Below are 17,980 nucleotides of genomic sequence, written 5' to 3'. Positions count from 1 at the left end.
ATGCCCAAAATCAGGGGGAATAGTGGGAACCGTGGACGCAATGATCAGCGCTGCCACAGCGGCACTCGGGTACAAGGAAGGTCGGAACAACAGCACGACGTACGGGAAGTGGTACGGGCTGAACTACAACCCGTGGTGCGATATGGCGGTCAGCAAGTGGGCCGAGGACAGCGGCAATGGGGCCGCAGTCGGACGGTTCGCTTATTGTCCCTCGCACGTGAATTGGTTCAAGGCGCGCCGACAGTGGATCGGCAGGAACAGCCCGGCGAAGCGCGGGGACATCGTGTTCTTTTCCTGGGACGGGGGTCCGATCGCCGATCACGTCGGCATCGTGACCGAGGACTCCGCCCCGGGCTCGCCCGTCCGCACTATCGAAGGCAACACCAGTTCCGGCGCCGCGGGCTCTCAGGACAACGGGGACGGGGTGTACCGGCGGAGCCGTCCTCGGTCCGTGATCCTCGGGTTCGGTCGCCCTGCGTACGACCAGCCGCGTGGGTTCGCGCCGTTTCCGGGGACGGCCTGGTTCAAGGGCAACCCCCGCTCGCCGCTGATCACTGCCATGGGCCGCCGGCTGGTCGCCGTGGGGTGCTCCGCCTACTCCGAGGGCCCGGGGCCGCAGTGGACCGACGCAGACCGCAACTCATACGCAAAGTGGCAGCGCGCGCAGGGGTTCACCGGTACCGACGCGGACGGGTGGCCCGGCAAGGCCACGTGGGACGCGCTCAAGGTACCCGCGGTCTGACCACGGTCCCTCTCAGCGGGGACCAGCTCGGGAATGCGAACGCATCCCGTCCACACTCAGCAACTCTCAGGGGGAACAACTATGCAGTTCATCAAGACCCATCCGGCCCGTATCTACGCGGTGGCCGTGGCCGCCCTCGCCCTGGTGGCGCACTACGTACCCGAGCTGCCGTCCGCGCTGATCCTCGGTCTTGCGGCGGCCGTCCTCGGTACCGGTGAGGCTGTCCAGCGCACCGAGGACCGGAAGACCGCGGGAGCCGTCGCGGAGCACCAGGCCGACGACCAGGCCGACGACCAGACCGACGCCGACGAGCTGCCCGCGTGAGCTTTCGGCACGTCGCCTTGATGGGTCGGGCACGCAGCGGGAAGGACACCGCGGCGGCTCGGCTCGTCTCGGCCCACCAGTTCGTACGCGTCGCGTTCGCGGACCCGCTGCGCGAGGCAGCCATGTCCCTGGACCCGATCGTTGGGGCCGACGCGTCGGTGTACGGGGCCCTGCCGATCCGGCTGTCTGATCTCGTGAAGCGGTACGGGTGGGAGCGCGCCAAGACGGAGTACCCGGAGGTTCGCAGGACCCTTCAGCGGCTCGGTGAAGCAGTGCGCGAGCACGATCCGGACTACTGGCTCCGCCTCGCGCTCGACAAGATCCGAACCGCCGACCGGTGGGGGCTGCCCGTGGTCGTCACGGACTGCCGGTACCCGAACGAGGCTGCTGCCCTACGTTCCGCGGGGGCGCTCCTTGTTCGGGTGGATCGGCCCTCGCTCGATCAGCACCGGGGCGCCGAGCACATCAGCGAGACCGCGCTAGCCGGCTACCGGCCTGACGTGGTGCTTACCAACGGCGGAACGGTCGCCGAGCTGCACCAGGCCGTTGACCGCCTCGCGGTCCCGCGCTGACCACAGCGTGACGGGGTGGCGAGAGTGGCCCCTAGCCCCTCTTATCTCTGTTTTTTCTAGCGTTCCAAAAAACAGGTTAGAACCGTCACTCTGCCACCCCTTTGCACACCAACTCAAACCCCGAGGGGACCCCCATGCCTGGAGCCATCCGGACTATCAAGCGCGGTGGCTCGCGCTTCTATATCAGCCCCGAGACCGCAGAAAAGGTCCCGGGTGTCACTTCCATCGTCGGGATGCTTCCTAAGCCGTTCCTGACCTTCTGGGCGGCCCGCATGACCGCCGAAACGGCCGTCGAGAACCTGGACGCCGTACGCGCCATCGCCGAGCGGGATCCCGCCGGGGCAATCGACTTCCTACGGAACTCGCACACCCGGTACACCAGCCTCCGGGCAAAAGTCGGCAGTGACGCGCATGACCTCTTTGAGCGCATGATCCGGCTGGAGGAAATCGGGCGGGTGCATCCCGACCTTGAACCCTACCGGCTCGGATTCGCTGAGTTCCTGCTAGCGGTCCGTCCGCAGCTTATCCGCGCTGAAGATGTCTGCTGGTCGGATGAGCACCAGTACGCGGGCTCTTTCGACGCCATTGTCCGTGTCAGGCTCGGCGAGGATGGAAAGCCCGACCACGAAAATGGCGAGTGGCACACGCTGCTAGTGGACTGGAAGACATCAAAATCTGCCTATCCGGACGTGGCCCTACAGCTCTCGGCGTACGCGCATGCTGACCGGATCGTCTCCCCGGATGGCACGTCTGAGCCCATGCCGAAGGTTGATGGTGCGGCGGTTCTCCACATCACGCCGGAAGGCTGGGTATTCAAGCCTGTCCGTATTGACGAAGAAATCTTCAACGTATTTCTTACGTTGCGGCATGTCTTCCACTGGGACCGGGACCTGTCCAAGACGGTATTTGGTAGCCCGATTGCTCAGAGCGTTCGCCGGCTCATCACCGGAACGCAGCGCCGAGCGAGCTAACTTCAAACTTTCATCGCAGGGCGAAGCCGAAAACGGCCCGCCCTTTTTTCATGCCCAAAATCAGGGGGATTTTAGCACATGGCACTTCGCATTTTTGAGACCGACCCGAACGCCAAGCCCAAGCAGATTTTTTCCGACGACACGGTTGGCCGCTTTCACGGAGGGAAGCAGGTGGACAATCTTCCCGTCGCTCTTTCCGAATGGCGGGTGACGACCGGCGACCCGGAAGTTGCCGCGGCTGTCTCTCAGCTTTTCGGCGGTGCTCCGGTCGAGACCGATTCCACTTCGGAGAATTTCATTGAAATTCTGACGGCCGCAGACAAGGTCAAGATTGTTCTTTCCGGCCCTGACGCCATTGCGTCCGATCTGAAGCTTTGGAACGGCTCTGCGCTTATCCACCACTGTGACGGTGTCGAGTTCCTTTCGCCCGATGAAGACCGCGGGAAGCTTTGCCGCTGCCCTGAGCTGATGGAGGATCGCAAGGCTGCTGCCAAGGCCAAGCGGGGTCCCTCTCCGAGCATTGCAGTAACGTTCCGGCTGGCTGATGACTACGAACTCGGACTTTTCCGCCTCCAGACGGGTTCTTGGAAGCTCGCCGAGGTACTGCATGAAGTCGAGAATGCTCTGAACAAGGTCGACGGGGAAGCACTGGCAACCCTTGAACTTGAGCTGGTCGAGTACACCACCAAGAAGGGCCGGGATGTCAGCTACCGCAAGCCGACAATCCGCGTTCTGAAGTCCTGGAACGACGCGGTTGCCGAGCCGAAGTTCTAGCCGGCCGAGGGGGGCCCGGCTGACCTTCGGGACCCCTCTAAGCAAGGGGGTAGGAACAATTCCGATCCTGGAACTGTGCGCGGGCTATGGGGGGATTGGTCGCGCCGTAGAGGCTCTGACCGGCGACAGGATCAGGTACGTGGCGGAAGTGGATCCGTATGCGTCCCTGATCTTGGCCACCCGCTATCCGCACGCACCGAACATCGGCGACATTACAGAATTTGATTGGTCCACGCTGAAAGATCAGGTGGACATTGTCACGGCAGGATTCCCCTGTCAGGACATTTCTAACGCAGGTAAGCGGGCGGGGATTCATGGCGAGAGGTCGGGTATCTGGGAAAGCGTCCTCGGGGCCGTTCGCGTTCTTCGACCACGGCTCGTTTTCTTGGAGAACGTATCCGCCATCCGAAACAGGGGCCTCGCGCACGTACTCGGGGGGCTGGCCGAGATCGGGTATGACGCTCGCTGGTGTTGCCATAGGGCGTCCGCAGTTGGAGCCGCCCACCACCGAGATAGATGGTTTCTCATCGCTGCCCCTGCTGCCGACTCCGCTAGCGTCGGACGCATCCAAAGGTCCTGATTTTGCAAGAGATACGAGACAGGGAAGCGGCGGGCAGGATCTCGTTACCGCGGTAGCGCGTCTTTTCGACAAGGAGCGGGCACACAAGCTGTTCAAGACTCCGACCGCGAATTTGGGCACCAATGGGGCACCGCAGCATCCCGATAAGCGGCGTGCTGGTGGGCATGGTCCCACCCTAGACGATGAAGTCTCATTCACCCTGCCCGTAGATCCTGACGTAGCCGAGGAAACCCCGGGCGCCTACCACAGCCCGCCCGAGTGGTGGGCCGAATACGGTCCTGCCGTGCACCGCTGGGAAACTCTCATGGGCTCGCCGGCCCCGATCCCGGTTGAATTCGGGCCGCGCGGTGGTCGCCGCCTCGCCGCGGTATTCGCCGAGTGGCTGATGGGGCTGCCCCGAGGTTGGGTTACGCACATCCCGGGCCTGAACCGCTCTCGGCAACTCAAGGCAGCCGGCAACGGCGTGGTTTCACAGCAGGCATTCGCGGCGTATCTGCATCTACTGAACTACAAGGAGGAGGCCGGGAATGGGTAAGCGGGGGATCGTCTGCGACTACAGCGGCGAGGAATTGTATCCGGGGGACCTTATCGCCTACGCGGCGCGGCAGGGTGTCCGAGTGCGCATGGCTGACGCGATTGTTGATCGGGTTATTTTCCCGTTGGTTGAGGGACGGACCAGGCCGATGCTGCGCGTAAGGCCGACCGGGATTGAGTCCGGATTCGCCAAGCGGAAGTCCCTCCGGAAGGAGTGGATCAGCGCCGAGCATGTCCGGCTAGTGGTGCCCGGCGAGCGGGACCAGTAAGACGTACGAAGAAGAGGGCTGACTGCGCTGTGAGGTGTGGTCGGCCCTCTTTGCGCGGGGGGAAGCATGATTTACGAGATCAGAGCAACGAGTGCGCCACCACTCGGAGATATTCGCGAACTTGGGGCGGGGGACGTTCTATACCTGCTGCCGGACTGGAAGCAGCGGCCGGACTGGATTCGGTATATGGCTGCGGCTGCTCACGCCATGGGCCGAGGCTGCGTGATCCACCAGGGGGCCGACATTGTCTAACCCGAACAAGGCCAAGGGGACCGCATGGGAAAGCGCCATCCGGGACTACTTGAACTATGAGCTTGACCTAGTCAACGACTACGGGACGTTTTTCGACCCGATGAGCGGTGAGAACATCCGCCGGGCGGCGCAGGAAGGTTCGAGGGATGTTGGAGATATCCACGCGGCACCGTTCGTGCTGGAAGCGAAGAACACAAAGCGTCCCGCCGTGCCTACCTGGATCCGACAGGCAGAGAGGGAAGCGGAGCACGCAGGATTTCCCTACGGGCTGGTCGTGCGGAAGGTGAGGTTGCAGCACACCCACATGGGCCGTGTGCACGTTTCCGTTCGTACGTGGACCCGGATCCGGCTCGCCCTCGGAATGAGCACCAGCGCGTTCCGCGAGCTGTACGGCTGGTCTGTCTCCCTCCGGGGGCTCGACACGTCGCGGTGGTACCTCACCACCACCGTGAGGGAGCTTGCAGACCTGATCCGCGATTACCGCCGCACCGTTCCGGGGGTGAGCGCACGTGCTCTTCGGTGATCTGCTTGCCCGGTTCGAGTCGGTGTCCAGCGAGGCGGACGGCGGTTACGCGGCCCTGTGTCCCGCGCACCCCGACTCGCGGCCCTCGCTGCGGGTATGGCGGGGCGAGGACAACAAAGTCCGCCTTACCTGCCGTGCGGGCTGTCCCACGGCCGACGTGATTACCGCGGTACGGCTCGGGTGGGGGGACCTGTTCGATGCGACCGGCCCGGGTGCCACCGTTCCGGCCGAGCGGCCCGAGCTGGTGCCCGTCGCGCACACGGCGGCCCTCGCGGCGTATGCGGACCGGTGCTCGCTCGCCCTCGGGGATTTCGCCGGCGAGTGGGCCGAGCGGGCACGGGCCTACCTTGGCGACCGGTTCGGGCTTGACCTGGAGAGCGCCGCAGACCTCGGGATCGGCGTGGACGATGGGCACCAGGGTGCCGACTTCCCGCACCTGTCCCGCGCCTACCGGGCCTTTGCCCGTCTGACGGTTCCGCTCCGCGGGTTCGACGGAGTAACGCGCGGCCTACAGGGGCGGGACCTGACCGGGGACTGCCCCGGGCGGTGGGTGTCCCTGATGAACCCCCGCGGGTACCGGTGGGCCCCGTACGGGGTCATGCGCGGTCAGGGCGGATACGGAACGGTCCTGATCACCGAGGGCCCCGGGGACGGGCTCACAGCCGTGGCCGTGGGCTATGACGCGGTGGTGGTTCGCGGGGCCTCGCTCGCCGGCTCGCCCGAGCTGATTGCCGAACTCGCCGAAGGCTTGCGGGGGCAACTCGTCATCGTCTGCGGGGACTCGGACCGCGCGGGCAACGGGTTCTCGGCACGGCTCGCCGAGGGCCTGACCGCCCACGGGGTTACGGCCCTGGTGCTCGATATCCCGCACCCGGGCGACGACCTGACCGACTGGCGCGAGCGGAACCCCGCTGCGTTCCCCGCCGAGCTACACCGCGCGGTCAAGGCGGCCCGACCTGCGAGGGACACCGCCGAGCGGGAAGCGGCGGCCCGTACAGCGGAGTTGGCAACCCGGACCGGGGCCGACACCGTGTCCCGCGACCAGGGCGCGGAAGCGGCGGACATCCTCGCCAAGCTCGTTTCGCAGTACGGCGAGAGCGACGCCATGAACGCTCACGCGCTGGTCGCGTGGTCGGGCGGACGCATCCGGTACGCGTCGGGGCTCGGGTTCTACACGTGGGATGGGCGGGTGTGGGTGCGCTCGGACATGCGGGTCCGGCAGGAAATCCACCGCATGGGGGCCGCCCTGGTGCTTGCGGGGCAAAACCAGCTCGCCCGGGGCTTCACCATGACTTCCCGAATTGACGCGCTGCTGACCGAGTTGTGTTCCGTCCCCAACGTGTCCATTGCGGCAACCGATTTTGACGACCGCCCCGACCTGTTGAACTTCCGCAACGGTACGGTCGATTTGCGTACGGGCCGGCTCCGCCCGCACGACCAGGCCGACCTACTGACGTACGGGCTCGATATCGAATACGACCCGAACGCGGAGTGTCCGCGGTGGGAAACGTTCCTCGCCGAGATCTTCCCGGGCATGCCCGAGATGCCCGCGTACATTCAGCGGCTCATCGGCTACGGCATCACCGGGCACACCACGGAGCAGGCATTTGGTGTTCTTTGGGGCAAGGGCGCCAACGGAAAATCGGTTCTGGTGGACACGGTCACATCGGTGTTCCGGTCCATCACGCGAACCACGCCGTTTGCAACGTTCGAGGAGCGCAAGAGCGGCGGCATTCCCAACGATGTTGCAGCGCTCCGCGGATCTCGTCTCGTCATGGCGTCCGAGGGCGAGGCCGGCAAGGCCATGTCGGAATCCATCCTGAAGCGGGTCACCGGTAAGGACATGATTTCGGCGCGGTTCCTGCGGCAGGAATACTTCGAATTTAAGCCCTCTTTCCTGCTGCTGCTCGCCACGAATCACAAGCCGAAGTTTCGGTCCCAGGATGAGGGGCTTTGGCGACGGGTCAAGTTGCTGCCGTTCAAAAGGTGGTTTGCGCCTGACGAGCGCGACCCTGATTTGGACCGGAAGCTACTGGCCGAGTCCGAGGGCATTGCCGCGTGGGCGGTAGCCGGAGCAGTGGCCTGGTACCGCGAGGGCCTGAGAGACCCGCAGGTCATCACGGGTGCCTCGCAAGAGTACCGAGAGACCTCGGATCCGCTCGCCGGGTTCATTCCGGGTGTTCTCGAATGGGCTGACGAATCCGTTGTGATGAACGGCAACGACGCATTCAACCATTACCGCGACTGGTGCGAGGCCGAGAACCTGCCTGCTAAAGAGCAGTGGACCCGTCGGGCGTTCTATGAGGCTATGGAGGAACGCGGGGCAGTGCGAAAGCGCACCAACAAGGGAATTGCACTTGGCTGCCTGCGCGTCGCTGACGAAAGCCCCGATGCGGTCGGCCCGGGGATCTTCGGCAAGTAAACACACAGCACGCAAGGGGGCTGCTCACCTTAACCGGTGGGTGGCCCCCTTTTTGCTTTCGGGGGAAAGCTTGATTGAGATACGCCACGACGTGGCCGGCGAGACCATAACCGTCCACGTGCCCGAGACGGAATCAGACCTAGTCGCGTTCAGGGAGTGGCTTTTACCGGGCGCGAGCGCGGGGCCCCATTGCCGTTGATACTGAAACAACAGGGCTAGAGGTATTCAGTCCATCATTTCGTCTGCGCACCGTGCAATTCGGTGATGAGCGCGACGCGTGGGTGATCCTTTACGAGCGGGGCGGGTATCACGAGTCGTACGCTCGTGACGCACTGCTTCGGTGCGGGGAAATCCTCATCCACAATGCTTCCTACGATTGGCTCGTAATCGGGCAGTGCGCGGGAATCCCACTGGAAGACCTCGCACCGCGCAGCACGGATACCCGAATTCTTGCAGCCCTCATTGATCCGCGGCAGCCCTCCGAGGGCGGGGCGGGGACAGCACTCAAACCGCTTTCGGCGAAATGGATCGACCCCACGGCACCGGATACGCAGGGCGGTCTTACCAAGGTTTTCAACCGCCTTGGATTCACCAAAGAAACCGGATGGGCGGGAATCCCGCTCACGCATGAAACTTATTTGCTCTATGCCGGTCTCGACGTGATATTCACGGCTCGGCTAGCCCCTGTGCTTCGCCGCGAGCTGCACCGGCTCGGCGTGCGCCCCGAGCTGGTGACGTACGAACACGAACTAGCTCGGCTCTGTGCGGTCATGCAGCGCCGCGGGCTGCTGGTGGACCAGGAGTACGCGAAACGGCTTGCCCGCCGGCTCGCCGAGGAAGCCGAGACTTACGGAGCCGTTGCAGCGCGGTACGGGGTCGTGTCGGTGGGCAGCCCCGCACAGGTGGCGGAAGCCCTCGCGGGCATGGGGGAGACGCTGACCGAGCGGACCGACTCGGGCGCGCTCAAGGTGGATAAGGCCGTCCTGCTGCCCCTCGCGGACCTTGACCGGGACTGGCAGCGCATCGGGGCCCGCGAGCCAAATCCCCTTGCGTACGCGGTGCTTCGGGCCAAGAGGGCGAGCAAGTGGGGCGGGACGTACGCCGAGCGGTTCTTGACCAAGCTCGATGCCGCGGGTCGGCTGCACGCAGTGATCTCGCCTTTGGCGGCACGCACGGGCCGCATGTCGGTGACGGACGGGCTGCACCAGCTTCCGAGTTCGGACTACCTGATCCGGCGCGCGATCCTCGCCGAGCGCGGACACGTCATGGTTTCCAGCGACTTTCAGGCAATCGAAATGCGGGTCCTCGCCGCCCTTGCCAACGTCCGCCAGATGAAGGAGGGATTTCTAAGCGGTGGAGAAAAATTCGATATCCACACTTACACTGCGCGCCTAATCAAGGGCGAAGCTGCCACGCCGCGGGATCGCAAAGTTTTCAAGGGAGCCGGGTTTGGAAAGGTATATGGCGGCGGGGTCAAGACCATTGCGAGGCAGACCGGGGCGACCGAAGCGGAGATTGCGCAAGCGGTAGCCGCGTACGACCGTGCATTTCCTGAGATTAAGCGTGCGTCCTCACGGTGGCAGCGTGAGGCTTATCAGAACGGCATGGTTTTCGTCTCGGCTGTCGGCCGCAGGCTGCCACTCGATCGGGACCGCAGTTACGCCGTTGTAAATTATGCCTGTCAAAGCGTCGCCCGCGATGTGCTCGGGCAAGCCATGCTGAATATCGAGGCTGCCGGCCTGCTGGAGTATTGCCGCCTGCCAATTCATGATGAGATTTTGGCGTCGGTCCCGGCTGAAGATGCCGAGGAGATGGCGCGCGAATTCAAGCGCTGCATGACGTGGACCCTCTACGGAGTGCCCATCGAAGCAGACACAGAAATCGGCGGCCGGTCGTGGGGGTCCCTCCACGGAGCCGACTACTGAAGGATCCGCCCCGTGCGGATATTCAGTTCGGGCAGATGGTTGTACGGCTACGCATCACAGCCCGGTCACAAGGCGTTGATCATCTAGGGCTCTCCGTCACCGATTGTTGAAATCAGCGATAACGATTTCACCGAACGTGCTGTATCCGTAACGGCTCCACAGTCAATGAGGGGTGTTCTGTCCAAGACTGCCCCAAAGCGCCTGTTCTTTCCGATTGTTCACTCAATGATGCATTCCTAGATTCGTTGCCACGCAGCGATTCGGCAATGCGCAAGCCCCGTCCTGCTAATCCGGGACGGGGCTTTTCCATGCCCTTTTCAATGCGCATTCAGTCATGGCCTCGGGCCCCTTGTGGGCCCCGTGCGCCCTGTTCCGGGAAACCTCCGCCCTCCACAGAGGGCAAAGCCACCCGAGCACGGAGCACGCCCCATGACGCACTTCACCGCGGAGCAGATCGCAGCGGCCAAGGAAAATGACATCGAAGCGGTTGCCGCACTGATTGCCGAAACCGAAACGCTCGTACAGCAGCGAGCCAACGAGTACGCGAAGCGCGCGGGTCGGGTGGACGCCGATCTTGCCGACGATCTTGCGCAGGCCGGACGGATTCGGATATGGGAATGCCTCGCCAAGTTCGACGGGGACACCCCTCGCGAGTTCATGTCTTACATTGACAAGGCCCTCCATACGGCCATGTCGGAGCAGCGGCGCACGATTCGCCGGCCCGGGGTTTCTGAGCGTACAGCCCGAGATTTTGAGCTTGCCATCACCCTTGCAGGCGGGTACCCGTACGACGCGGTACGCATCGCGTGCACCGATGAAATGGGACCGCGGAGGATGACCCGCGACCGGGCTTATGCGGCACTGCTTTCCTGGCTCGGCACGGATTCCCTGGATCGCCCTTACAACGCAGGGGAGTTCGGGCAGGAATTCACCCTCGGGGACGTGGTGGCTGCGGAAGTTGGTGTGCCCTCGGACCTTGTGGAGTCCGCAGACCACGCGAGTGCGTCCCGCAAGGCAGTCCGTGAACAGGTGCACCGGACGTTGGGGCTGCTGAGCGACAGGCAACGCCATGTACTCAAGGCGGATCACGGGGTTGCCCCCGTGGGGTTCTACGGGGACGGGCCGGACGCGGTGCTTGCTGAAGACATGGGGGTGACCCCGTATCAGGTCAAGCAAGCTCGGGTGAAGGGCAAGGGTCGGTTCTCGGAGCTGTACCAGGCCGGAGCCGCAGCGTGATCCGGCTGCCTGCCCGCGACGGCGAGACTGTCGAGATCACCCGCAGCGGCGCCCTGGTGGACGTGCATGTCCGGGACCGCGAGGGCCAGACCGTCGCTACGGTGGTCCGCCCGGCCGGCGACCCGTTGATAGCGAAGATCTTGCATGGGCATGCCGCTTATGCCCGCTTGACCAACTTCCCGGCCTAATGGTGGGGTTGTCGTTCCTGCCCCACTCGTGTGCAGGTGATTTTACGCCAACTGCCATGCATGGATATCACTTTGAGTGACATCTAGTCCCTATGGTTCCGCAGGGAAACCCTCGCTCCGGCGGGGGTTTTTCTGTTTTCCGGAGCGCCATGGATTTGGTAACGAATCGATCACGTCTGGTCTAGACCTACAACTAATCCGCTGGTCAGACAGTCAAGGTGCCGGATGAGTGCGTGATCCTGTCGTGATATCGAACGTGATCAAAAACGATTCCCGGTTGTCAGTGCCTCGGGATACAGTCCTCCCCATGGTTACGCACAGCGAGAGGTTTGCCGTTGAGTCGTACGTGATCATTCCGGCCACGGGGGATCGCGGGTGGGGGACTGACGGGACATGGCAAGAGTGTCCCGACATGCCCGGAATTGTGGGGGATGGACTTGTGTGTTCGTGTGAGGGGCTGTTCACGGTGGTCAGCACCGCGGGACAGATGGTGTCCCGGCTGCTGGGAGGTCCGTATCCCAGCTTCCGACTGCTGACGCGGTACCGGCGAACGGGCGGGCTGGCCGGCTCCGCTCAGTACGTCCGAGACAGCCGAACCGGGCTGTGGGTGCTGTGGGATGAAGTGTGGACAGCTTGCGAGTGGGGGCAGCACGGGCCCCGCACCGTCGGCAGCTCGACCATGGGGGCCGCAGCGTGAGCACACGCGTTTTCGTTGGCGGGCACGGGGCCCGCGAGGATGCTGCCGCGGAGATGTTCCGTCTGGCTGCTGCGCTCCGCCGTACCGGCCTGGTGAAGCGGTATGGAGTCAGCACGCGCCGGATCGTCGGAAGTCGTGGCGATGATGGGTGGGGTGTCTACCTCACCGACCGTACCCCCGACCAGGCTCCGCCCGTTGGCCTGTCGATTTCGTCCCTGGCTGCGTGATACGGCGAGGCCCCGCCGCTCGATGGGGAGTGGCGGGGCCCTGGTGGTGTGTGCTGGTCAGACTGCCCCGAGCTGGTCAGCCTTGACGCTCGTGACGAATGAGCTGAAGGCGGGGGCGGCGAAGCTGAGAATCGGGCCGCCGACCATCTTCGAGTCTCGGACCGGAACCAGGCCGAGGGGGCCGGAAAGGTTGAAAGCGACTTCGATGCACTGGCCGCCGTTGCCGCTGTACGAGGACTTGAACCAACGAGGGGATTCGGTCGTGGTCGTCACGGGGTGCCCTTTCGTAACTTCTTGATCATGGCCACTGATGCCGCCTGGGACAGCGATTCGGCCTGTAGCTGATGGTAGGCCGTCAGCATGGGTATGACCGCCGCACTTTCTCGCTCCAGGTGGCCGCGTTGAGACGACTCCGCGTAGGACAGTAGCGAGCGATCGGGCATCGTCAGCACGGTGATGGGCAGGCTGAACGGGCGTCGTGCACCCATGCTGAACGGGGCGACTTGCAGAACGGTACTCGGCCGCGCGGCGAACTCAATCAACCGTTCATACTGGGCGGTCATGATCCTTGGCGATCCCATCGGGCGCAACAAGCATCCTTGATCAAGAACGATGTGGATCAGTGGTGAAGGGGCCCGAGCCGCCAAGACGGCTTGCCGACGCGCAACCAGCTCCACCCGTTCGTTGGCCTGGTCAACCGTGATGGCCTCCCTGCGAACGGCGTCAGCCTCCAGGGCTGTTGCGTAGGCGGGGACCTGAAGGAGCCCAGGTATCACGCCGACCTCATACAGCCGGATTTCTGCTGCGCGTCCCTCATGGGTGACGTACTCGGGGAACCCTTCAAGGAGCGCGGTGTGTCGAACCGCTCGACTCTGGCGGACCAGCCGGTCACCGGTCCCCAGGGCTCTGTCTCCACTTGCGGCAAACCGTTGAGTTGGTGACCGGCGACCATTTTCTACAGCGGAGATGTGCGCCCCTGAGCACCCCATTCGCTCGCCTAGCTCATCCTGTGTCCAACCGCGCTCATCTCTCAAGCTGCGTAGAAGCACGCCAAAGGCAGCAGCCGGGGAACGCTCCGGGTCGAGATCCTTGCGGTTGGCCATGGGACTCCCAACTTGTCTGTCAATCACCGTAAGTTGAAGACAACTTGAGCCTAGGCCACGCTGATGCTCCCCGGTAGCGACACTGCTACGGAGAGGAGCAGCCGTGGGTACGGCTTTTCGGCACGTCAAGCACACCATCCGGCGACACCCGGGCACCGAAGCGACCGTAGGAGCACGGTGCCTCAAGATCGACTGCGAGTGGACGGCCCGGGACGGTCTCACCGTGAAGGAATGTGAGTTGGCCTGTCTCGGTCACTCGGGCAGAACCGGGCACCGCTCGTTCCAGCGCACGTTCACGGACATGGCGGTTGTGGAGCGCGAACCGTGACGGCAACGGCACCAATCGCCACGTTGCAGCTCTGATCGCACACAGAGAGAGAACGCTGATGCTCAGACGCTACGTGTGCGGTGCCATGTCTCAACTGCCGCAGGATCTCGCATTCGCTGCACTCCACATCGAGGGGTTCGCCCTCGGGGCCCCGGAGTCGGTGACTACAGATCTGCGCTGCACGCTGGAGCACACGGCCGGCCCCCATCAAGACATCGTGCGGCCCCTGCCCGACGACTCCGCGGTGTGGGCCGAATGGGTAGGGGACGAGCCGCCCGAGGCTCTAAGGGTTCGCCTTGACTGTCCCTTCACCGATGACGAGCCGGGCGGAACCGGGGACGGATGCTCGCAGTACAAGGCACACCCCGGAGGACACACCTGGCAGGTCATCGACGTACTGCATGCCGCTGTGGAAGCCATGGCGCCCGAGATCCTGCGCGGTGCGGGCTACGGCCTGCCCGACGACACCGCAACCCCCTAGATTCCCGCCCTGGCCGTTCATGGCTCCCCCCGACGACCAGGGCGGGTCCTGTCCCAACGATTCGGAAAGGAGGGAAACGCATGGACCAGGAACCCAACACGGGGATGTCTGAAGAGCTGGACACCCCGCCGGTAATCGTTCTCGGTGACGCTGCCGCGCTGACGCGGGGCGCTACGTCGGAATCCACGGAGTCGAAGCAGACCCCGTACAGCTAGACCAGTTCCCGGCGGCCCCCTGCGGGAGTGATCCCAATGGGGGCCGCTCGGGTTCAGCCGTGGAAGGGATGACTAGATGCAGAAGCACACGGCACGGTGGTACGGCGGACGCGCACCAGGCAGCCGAGCCGCCCCACTGCCCGCAGGAGCGCGCGTGCTGTGGCACGACCCTGCGCTATGGGTCTGTGGAGACTGGCAGCGGGAGCACATCCGAACCGTGGAACTCGGATCCGCGCGAATCGCTGTGCTCGGCCCCTGCTCGGCGACCGTCCACGACATTGCCCGTGCTCTTGCCGCTCCCGATCTTGCAGCGATCGTGCGGACGTGGGCAGGCTCGCACACGGTGGTTCGTCTGACCGAGCGGGTCCGCGTGGAAGTGGTCGCGGACACAGGGGCCGCCTCGCCCCTCTATACGGTCAGCACGCCGGACGGGCCGGTGTGGGGGTCCAGTTCCCTCGCCCTGTCCTCACTCGCCGGCGGACGCGTCGATCTCGGGTGGCTCGCTGCGTTCCTGCGGGACCGGCACAGTCCCGCCGCGGACCGAAGTGCGTGGACTGGAGTGGCCCCCGTTCCCGCGGGGCATTTGCTGACGCTCGGCACCGAGGGCGGTCCGTCGGTTACGCGCTGGTGGTCGCCAAGGAGGCGCACGCCCCTGGATGCATCGGAAGCGCTGCGGCACGCACTCGGCGAGGGGGTTCGGGCTCGGGTCGCGGGGGTGTCGGTGTCCTCGGACCTTGCTGGGATGGACTCCACCACGGTCACGCTGCTTGCCGCACAGCACGGGACTGTTACCGGCATGACCGCGCACCCGAGGGACATCGCCAGTGGCGGGGACCTGCGGTACGCGCGGGCTCTGAGCGTTCCGGGTCTGAAGCACTTCCCGTTCCCGTTGGACGCCCGGCACTTGCCGTTCACGGCAACCGACGTGCTGTTGCCTGCTACCGACGAGCCGGCCCCGTCAACAGCCGTGTGGGCGATGTTCTCGGACCAGCTCGTCACGGCTGCCGCTGCCGGATCCGTCTGTCACCTGACCGGGGACGGCGGGGACAACCTGTTCTTGTCCACCCCCGCGCATCTGGCCAGTCTCGCCCGTAGCGGGAACTGGGTGCGAATGCTCGGGGACGCGAGGGACTGGGCCCGGTTACGCCGCAAGAGTCCGCGACCGCTGATCGCTGCCGCACTGCGGGGCAATGCCTACCGGATAGGCCGTGCGAACTTCGGGCGTCCCCCGTGGCTTGCTGCACCCGTACCAAGGGTGGTTGCCCCCTCGGGCACCGATCCGGACATGGCGTTGGTCACCGAACTCCGCACGGTGGCACGCTCGGCGCACTCGGAACACCAGCTCGCGGACGCGCTCGGCCTTGCACTCCACAACCCCTACTTTGACGGCGCGGTCCTGGACGCGGTGGTCTCGGCCCCAGTGGAACAGCGCTACTCGGCTCGGCGGTACAAACCGATGCTCGCCGACACGTTCGCCGATCTGCTGCCCGACGCGCACCGCACCAGGGCCGCCAAAGGACTCATGGTCGGCGACTTCCACCTAGGGCTACGGACGAACCGAGCCCGCGTGCTGAGCCTCGCGGACGGGCACCTAGCGGCCCTCGGACTCATCAGGCCGGAACCCCTGCGCGCAACGGTTCACGCGGCTGCCCTCGGGGCGGAAACCGTATGGCCCCCGCTGCTGTCCGCCCTCGCAGCCGAAATGTGGCTGGAGGCCGTGAAGTGCTCGCCCGGAACCGAGTGGGCACGCCCCGTACAGGCCCCGGCGGGTGCACAGTGAGCCGAGTCAACACCGTGGTTGCCCGTGCACCCCATGCATCCGTGGTGATCAATTACGACACGGGCCGCACCGAGCTACGTCCTACCTTTGATGCTGTAACTGCACTCGGGGCAACCGTAGTTCACCTGCCCGAGACGGTTCTGACATGGGGAACCGTAGAACAGTCGGCAGCCCCGCCCGAGCCGGCTCCGGCACCGCTACGGTGGCGAATCCTCGCGGTGCCGGTAGTCCTCGCTACTGCCGCAGCGGGGGTCTGCGGTCCCCGCCGGAACCGGTTCTCGCGGCTTGTCCGCCTCGCGTGTTCGGGGCGTGACCTACGACCGGCCACGGTGGGGCAGGCTCGCCACGCTGTCCGGGCCGTTCGCTGGGCCGCTCAGTGCATGCCGATGCGTTGGGCGTGCTTGGAGGACTCCGCGGCTGCTGCACTCGCACTGACAGTCGTTCGACGCCGCGCCGAGTGGCGACACGGGGTAGCAGCGGACCCCGTACGGCTGCACGCGTGGATTGCGGGCCCGGACGGGGCTCCGGTCGAAGAACCGGCGGACACCGCCCTGTATACCCCCACCTACACACCAGACGGCCCCGGAACGGCACGGGCCACCAGGAGGTACGACCGTGAGTGAAGCGCATATCCTGTTGCGCGGTGAAACCCTCGCCCTCGCCATGCCCCGCGCGGACATGCTGCCCGAGTACCACAAGTGGGAGAACGACCCCGCGACCATCACGGGGTACGGAAACCAGTGGGCGCAGGCATGGGAGGTTCGCGCCGCCGGATACGAGCGGCAACGGGGCAACGACCGATTCCAGCAGTTCGAAGTGGTCCGGCTGGACGACAGCACGCCCGTGGGAATGACGATTCTGGAAGTCAACACCTACGTCCGCACCGCAGAGTTCGTGATGGTTCTCGCCCCCGAGGAACGGGGGAAGGGCTACGCGAGCGAAGCGGCTCGGCTCACGCTGGATTGGGCGTTTCACCTCGCCCACCTGCGGGCGGTGTGGCTCAAGGTGTTGGAGCCCAACTCGGTCGGAACCCGCGCGTACGAAAAGGCGGGGTTCCGTTCCGCGGGCCGGCTGCGACGCTCCGGATTCTGGCTCGGCAAGCCCGTGGACGAACTGATCATGGACGCCGTGCCGGAGGACTTCCCTGGGAAATCCGCCGTTGCCGCCATCCTCGGTGACTGACTTCAGCGCTCCGGGCTCTACTCGCTGCGCACACGGGTGGAGCCCCACCGAACCGCTAGTCGTTCCCGCTGGCAGGCTCGGTCACATATGACCCCCTGCCCGTCACGGTGAAGATCAGTCCGCGTTCCCGAAGTACCGCAAGCGCAGACCGAGCCGTGTTCCGAGCTACCCCGTACCGCTCCGTCAACTCCTTCTCGGACGGAAGCGGCCGACCAGGGGCCAAGACGCCGGAGGCGATTTCCGCGGCAAGGTCCGCAGCAATCTGCCGGTAGGGGGGCTCCGGGGCCCGGGGGTCGATTTCGCGCGCTGCCATGGGCGGAAGCGTAGTCAACCCGCCTAGCTCCAGCCATCATCTAGACATGCTTGAACATGCCTAGACGGACCTATACAGGTTGGCCTAGCGTCAGGCATGAAAACGCCCCGGGGACCGCTTAGGACCGGTCCGCCGGGGCTCCGCCGATCAGCTAACAGGAGCTGAAACGACATGCGCGACTCTATCGCCCGTGCACTGCTGTGGGTACTGCGGACACTCCTGCCCGCCCGAGGACGACACGCGGCAGCCCCCATCCCTGAGCCGACGACCCTTCCCCGTGTGATCTGCGCTCCGACCAGCCCGATTCCCACTCACGTCCTGGCGCGCTCGATTCCGTCCCCG

The 17,980-nt window shown here is 64.9% G+C and carries 21 protein-coding genes and 1 pseudogene; 19 read left to right on the top strand and 3 right to left on the bottom strand.

All coding sequences use genetic code 11. The features are described from left to right. Positions 1-31: 31 nt before the first annotated feature. From AB0O53_RS17120 to AB0O53_RS17060, 13 genes and pseudogenes are all read left to right on the top strand, one after another. Positions 32-742, top strand: a complete 711-nt coding sequence (locus AB0O53_RS17120; protein ID WP_365196364.1) for a peptidoglycan-binding protein — start codon at positions 32-34, stop codon at positions 740-742. Positions 743-823: 81 nt separating this feature from the next. Next, on the top strand, positions 824-1,066 hold the full coding sequence (locus tag AB0O53_RS17115; RefSeq protein WP_365196362.1) for a hypothetical protein: 243 nt from the start codon (positions 824-826) through the stop codon (positions 1,064-1,066). Continuing rightward, positions 1,063-1,638, top strand: coding sequence for a deoxynucleotide monophosphate kinase family protein (locus tag AB0O53_RS17110; RefSeq protein ID WP_365196360.1), 576 nt, complete (start codon positions 1,063-1,065; stop codon positions 1,636-1,638). Before AB0O53_RS17115 ends, AB0O53_RS17110 begins: the two co-directional genes overlap by 4 nt. Before the next feature lie 134 nt (positions 1,639-1,772). Beyond that, positions 1,773-2,609, top strand: coding sequence for a hypothetical protein (locus tag AB0O53_RS17105; protein WP_365196357.1), 837 nt, complete (start codon positions 1,773-1,775; stop codon positions 2,607-2,609). A 78-nt stretch (positions 2,610-2,687) separates the two neighbouring features. Beyond that, entirely contained in the window at positions 2,688-3,383 is a 696-nt protein-coding gene (locus tag AB0O53_RS17100) for a recombination directionality factor (RefSeq protein ID WP_365196354.1), read from the top strand. After that, complete coding sequence (locus tag AB0O53_RS17095) at positions 3,364-3,963, top strand: DNA cytosine methyltransferase (RefSeq protein WP_365196351.1); 600 nt, start codon at positions 3,364-3,366, stop codon at positions 3,961-3,963. The genes AB0O53_RS17100 and AB0O53_RS17095 overlap by 20 nt, the downstream gene beginning before the upstream one ends. A gap of 283 nt (positions 3,964-4,246) precedes the next feature. Continuing rightward, on the top strand, positions 4,247-4,498 hold the full coding sequence (locus AB0O53_RS17090) for a hypothetical protein (protein ID WP_365196348.1): 252 nt from the start codon (positions 4,247-4,249) through the stop codon (positions 4,496-4,498). Positions 4,499-5,010: 512 nt separating this feature from the next. After that, entirely contained in the window at positions 5,011-5,541 is a 531-nt protein-coding gene (locus AB0O53_RS17085; protein ID WP_365196346.1) for a hypothetical protein, read from the top strand. Next, complete coding sequence (locus AB0O53_RS17080) at positions 5,528-7,963, top strand: phage/plasmid primase, P4 family (protein ID WP_365196343.1); 2,436 nt, start codon at positions 5,528-5,530, stop codon at positions 7,961-7,963. The genes AB0O53_RS17085 and AB0O53_RS17080 overlap by 14 nt, the downstream gene beginning before the upstream one ends. A gap of 182 nt (positions 7,964-8,145) precedes the next feature. Further along, positions 8,146-8,655, top strand: a pseudogene (locus AB0O53_RS17075) (3'-5' exonuclease family protein); the annotation flags it as partial. Positions 8,656-8,733: 78 nt separating this feature from the next. Continuing rightward, on the top strand, positions 8,734-9,888 hold the full coding sequence (locus tag AB0O53_RS17070) for a DNA polymerase (protein WP_365196599.1): 1,155 nt from the start codon (positions 8,734-8,736) through the stop codon (positions 9,886-9,888). Between the two features lie 429 nt (positions 9,889-10,317). Next, entirely contained in the window at positions 10,318-11,124 is an 807-nt protein-coding gene (locus tag AB0O53_RS17065; protein WP_365196341.1) for a sigma-70 family RNA polymerase sigma factor, read from the top strand. Then, on the top strand, positions 11,121-11,312 hold the full coding sequence (locus AB0O53_RS17060; RefSeq protein ID WP_365196338.1) for a hypothetical protein: 192 nt from the start codon (positions 11,121-11,123) through the stop codon (positions 11,310-11,312). Before AB0O53_RS17065 ends, AB0O53_RS17060 begins: the two co-directional genes overlap by 4 nt. Before the next feature lie 981 nt (positions 11,313-12,293). On the opposite strand, the gene AB0O53_RS17055 is transcribed toward AB0O53_RS17060, so the two are convergent. Both AB0O53_RS17055 and AB0O53_RS17050 read right to left on the bottom strand, forming a co-directional pair. Continuing rightward, on the bottom strand, positions 12,294-12,509 hold the full coding sequence (locus AB0O53_RS17055; protein ID WP_365196335.1) for a DUF397 domain-containing protein: 216 nt from the start codon (positions 12,507-12,509) through the stop codon (positions 12,294-12,296). Beyond that, on the bottom strand, positions 12,506-13,339 hold the full coding sequence (locus AB0O53_RS17050; RefSeq protein WP_365196332.1) for a helix-turn-helix domain-containing protein: 834 nt from the start codon (positions 13,337-13,339) through the stop codon (positions 12,506-12,508). Before AB0O53_RS17050 ends, AB0O53_RS17055 begins: the two co-directional genes overlap by 4 nt. 103 nt (positions 13,340-13,442) lie before the next feature. On the opposite strand from AB0O53_RS17050, the gene AB0O53_RS38405 reads away from it, so the two are divergent. From AB0O53_RS38405 to AB0O53_RS17025, 6 genes are all read left to right on the top strand, one after another. Further along, complete coding sequence (locus tag AB0O53_RS38405; protein ID WP_494517993.1) at positions 13,443-13,667, top strand: DUF7848 domain-containing protein; 225 nt, start codon at positions 13,443-13,445, stop codon at positions 13,665-13,667. A gap of 58 nt (positions 13,668-13,725) precedes the next feature. Then, complete coding sequence (locus AB0O53_RS17045) at positions 13,726-14,148, top strand: hypothetical protein (protein WP_365196330.1); 423 nt, start codon at positions 13,726-13,728, stop codon at positions 14,146-14,148. A gap of 80 nt (positions 14,149-14,228) precedes the next feature. Continuing rightward, positions 14,229-14,363, top strand: coding sequence for an albusnodin family lasso peptide (locus tag AB0O53_RS17040; protein ID WP_365196327.1), 135 nt, complete (start codon positions 14,229-14,231; stop codon positions 14,361-14,363). A 76-nt stretch (positions 14,364-14,439) separates the two neighbouring features. Continuing rightward, positions 14,440-16,143, top strand: a complete 1,704-nt coding sequence (locus tag AB0O53_RS17035) for an albusnodin/ikarugamycin family macrolactam cyclase (protein ID WP_365196324.1) — start codon at positions 14,440-14,442, stop codon at positions 16,141-16,143. Further along, positions 16,032-16,766, top strand: a complete 735-nt coding sequence (locus AB0O53_RS17030; protein WP_365196321.1) for a lasso peptide biosynthesis B2 protein — start codon at positions 16,032-16,034, stop codon at positions 16,764-16,766. Before AB0O53_RS17035 ends, AB0O53_RS17030 begins: the two co-directional genes overlap by 112 nt. Further along, positions 16,759-17,325, top strand: coding sequence for a GNAT family N-acetyltransferase (locus AB0O53_RS17025; RefSeq protein ID WP_365196318.1), 567 nt, complete (start codon positions 16,759-16,761; stop codon positions 17,323-17,325). The genes AB0O53_RS17030 and AB0O53_RS17025 overlap by 8 nt, the downstream gene beginning before the upstream one ends. Positions 17,326-17,380: 55 nt before the next feature. Here AB0O53_RS17025 and AB0O53_RS17020 read toward each other — a convergent pair whose 3' ends face one another. Beyond that, complete coding sequence (locus AB0O53_RS17020; RefSeq protein ID WP_365196315.1) at positions 17,381-17,638, bottom strand: GntR family transcriptional regulator; 258 nt, start codon at positions 17,636-17,638, stop codon at positions 17,381-17,383. Positions 17,639-17,980 lie beyond the last annotated feature (342 nt).

Source organism: Streptomyces erythrochromogenes (genome assembly GCF_040684695.1).
Taxonomy (GTDB): domain Bacteria; phylum Actinomycetota; class Actinomycetes; order Streptomycetales; family Streptomycetaceae; genus Streptomyces; species Streptomyces erythrochromogenes_C.
This window is presented reverse-complemented; position numbering and strand designations above follow the sequence as displayed.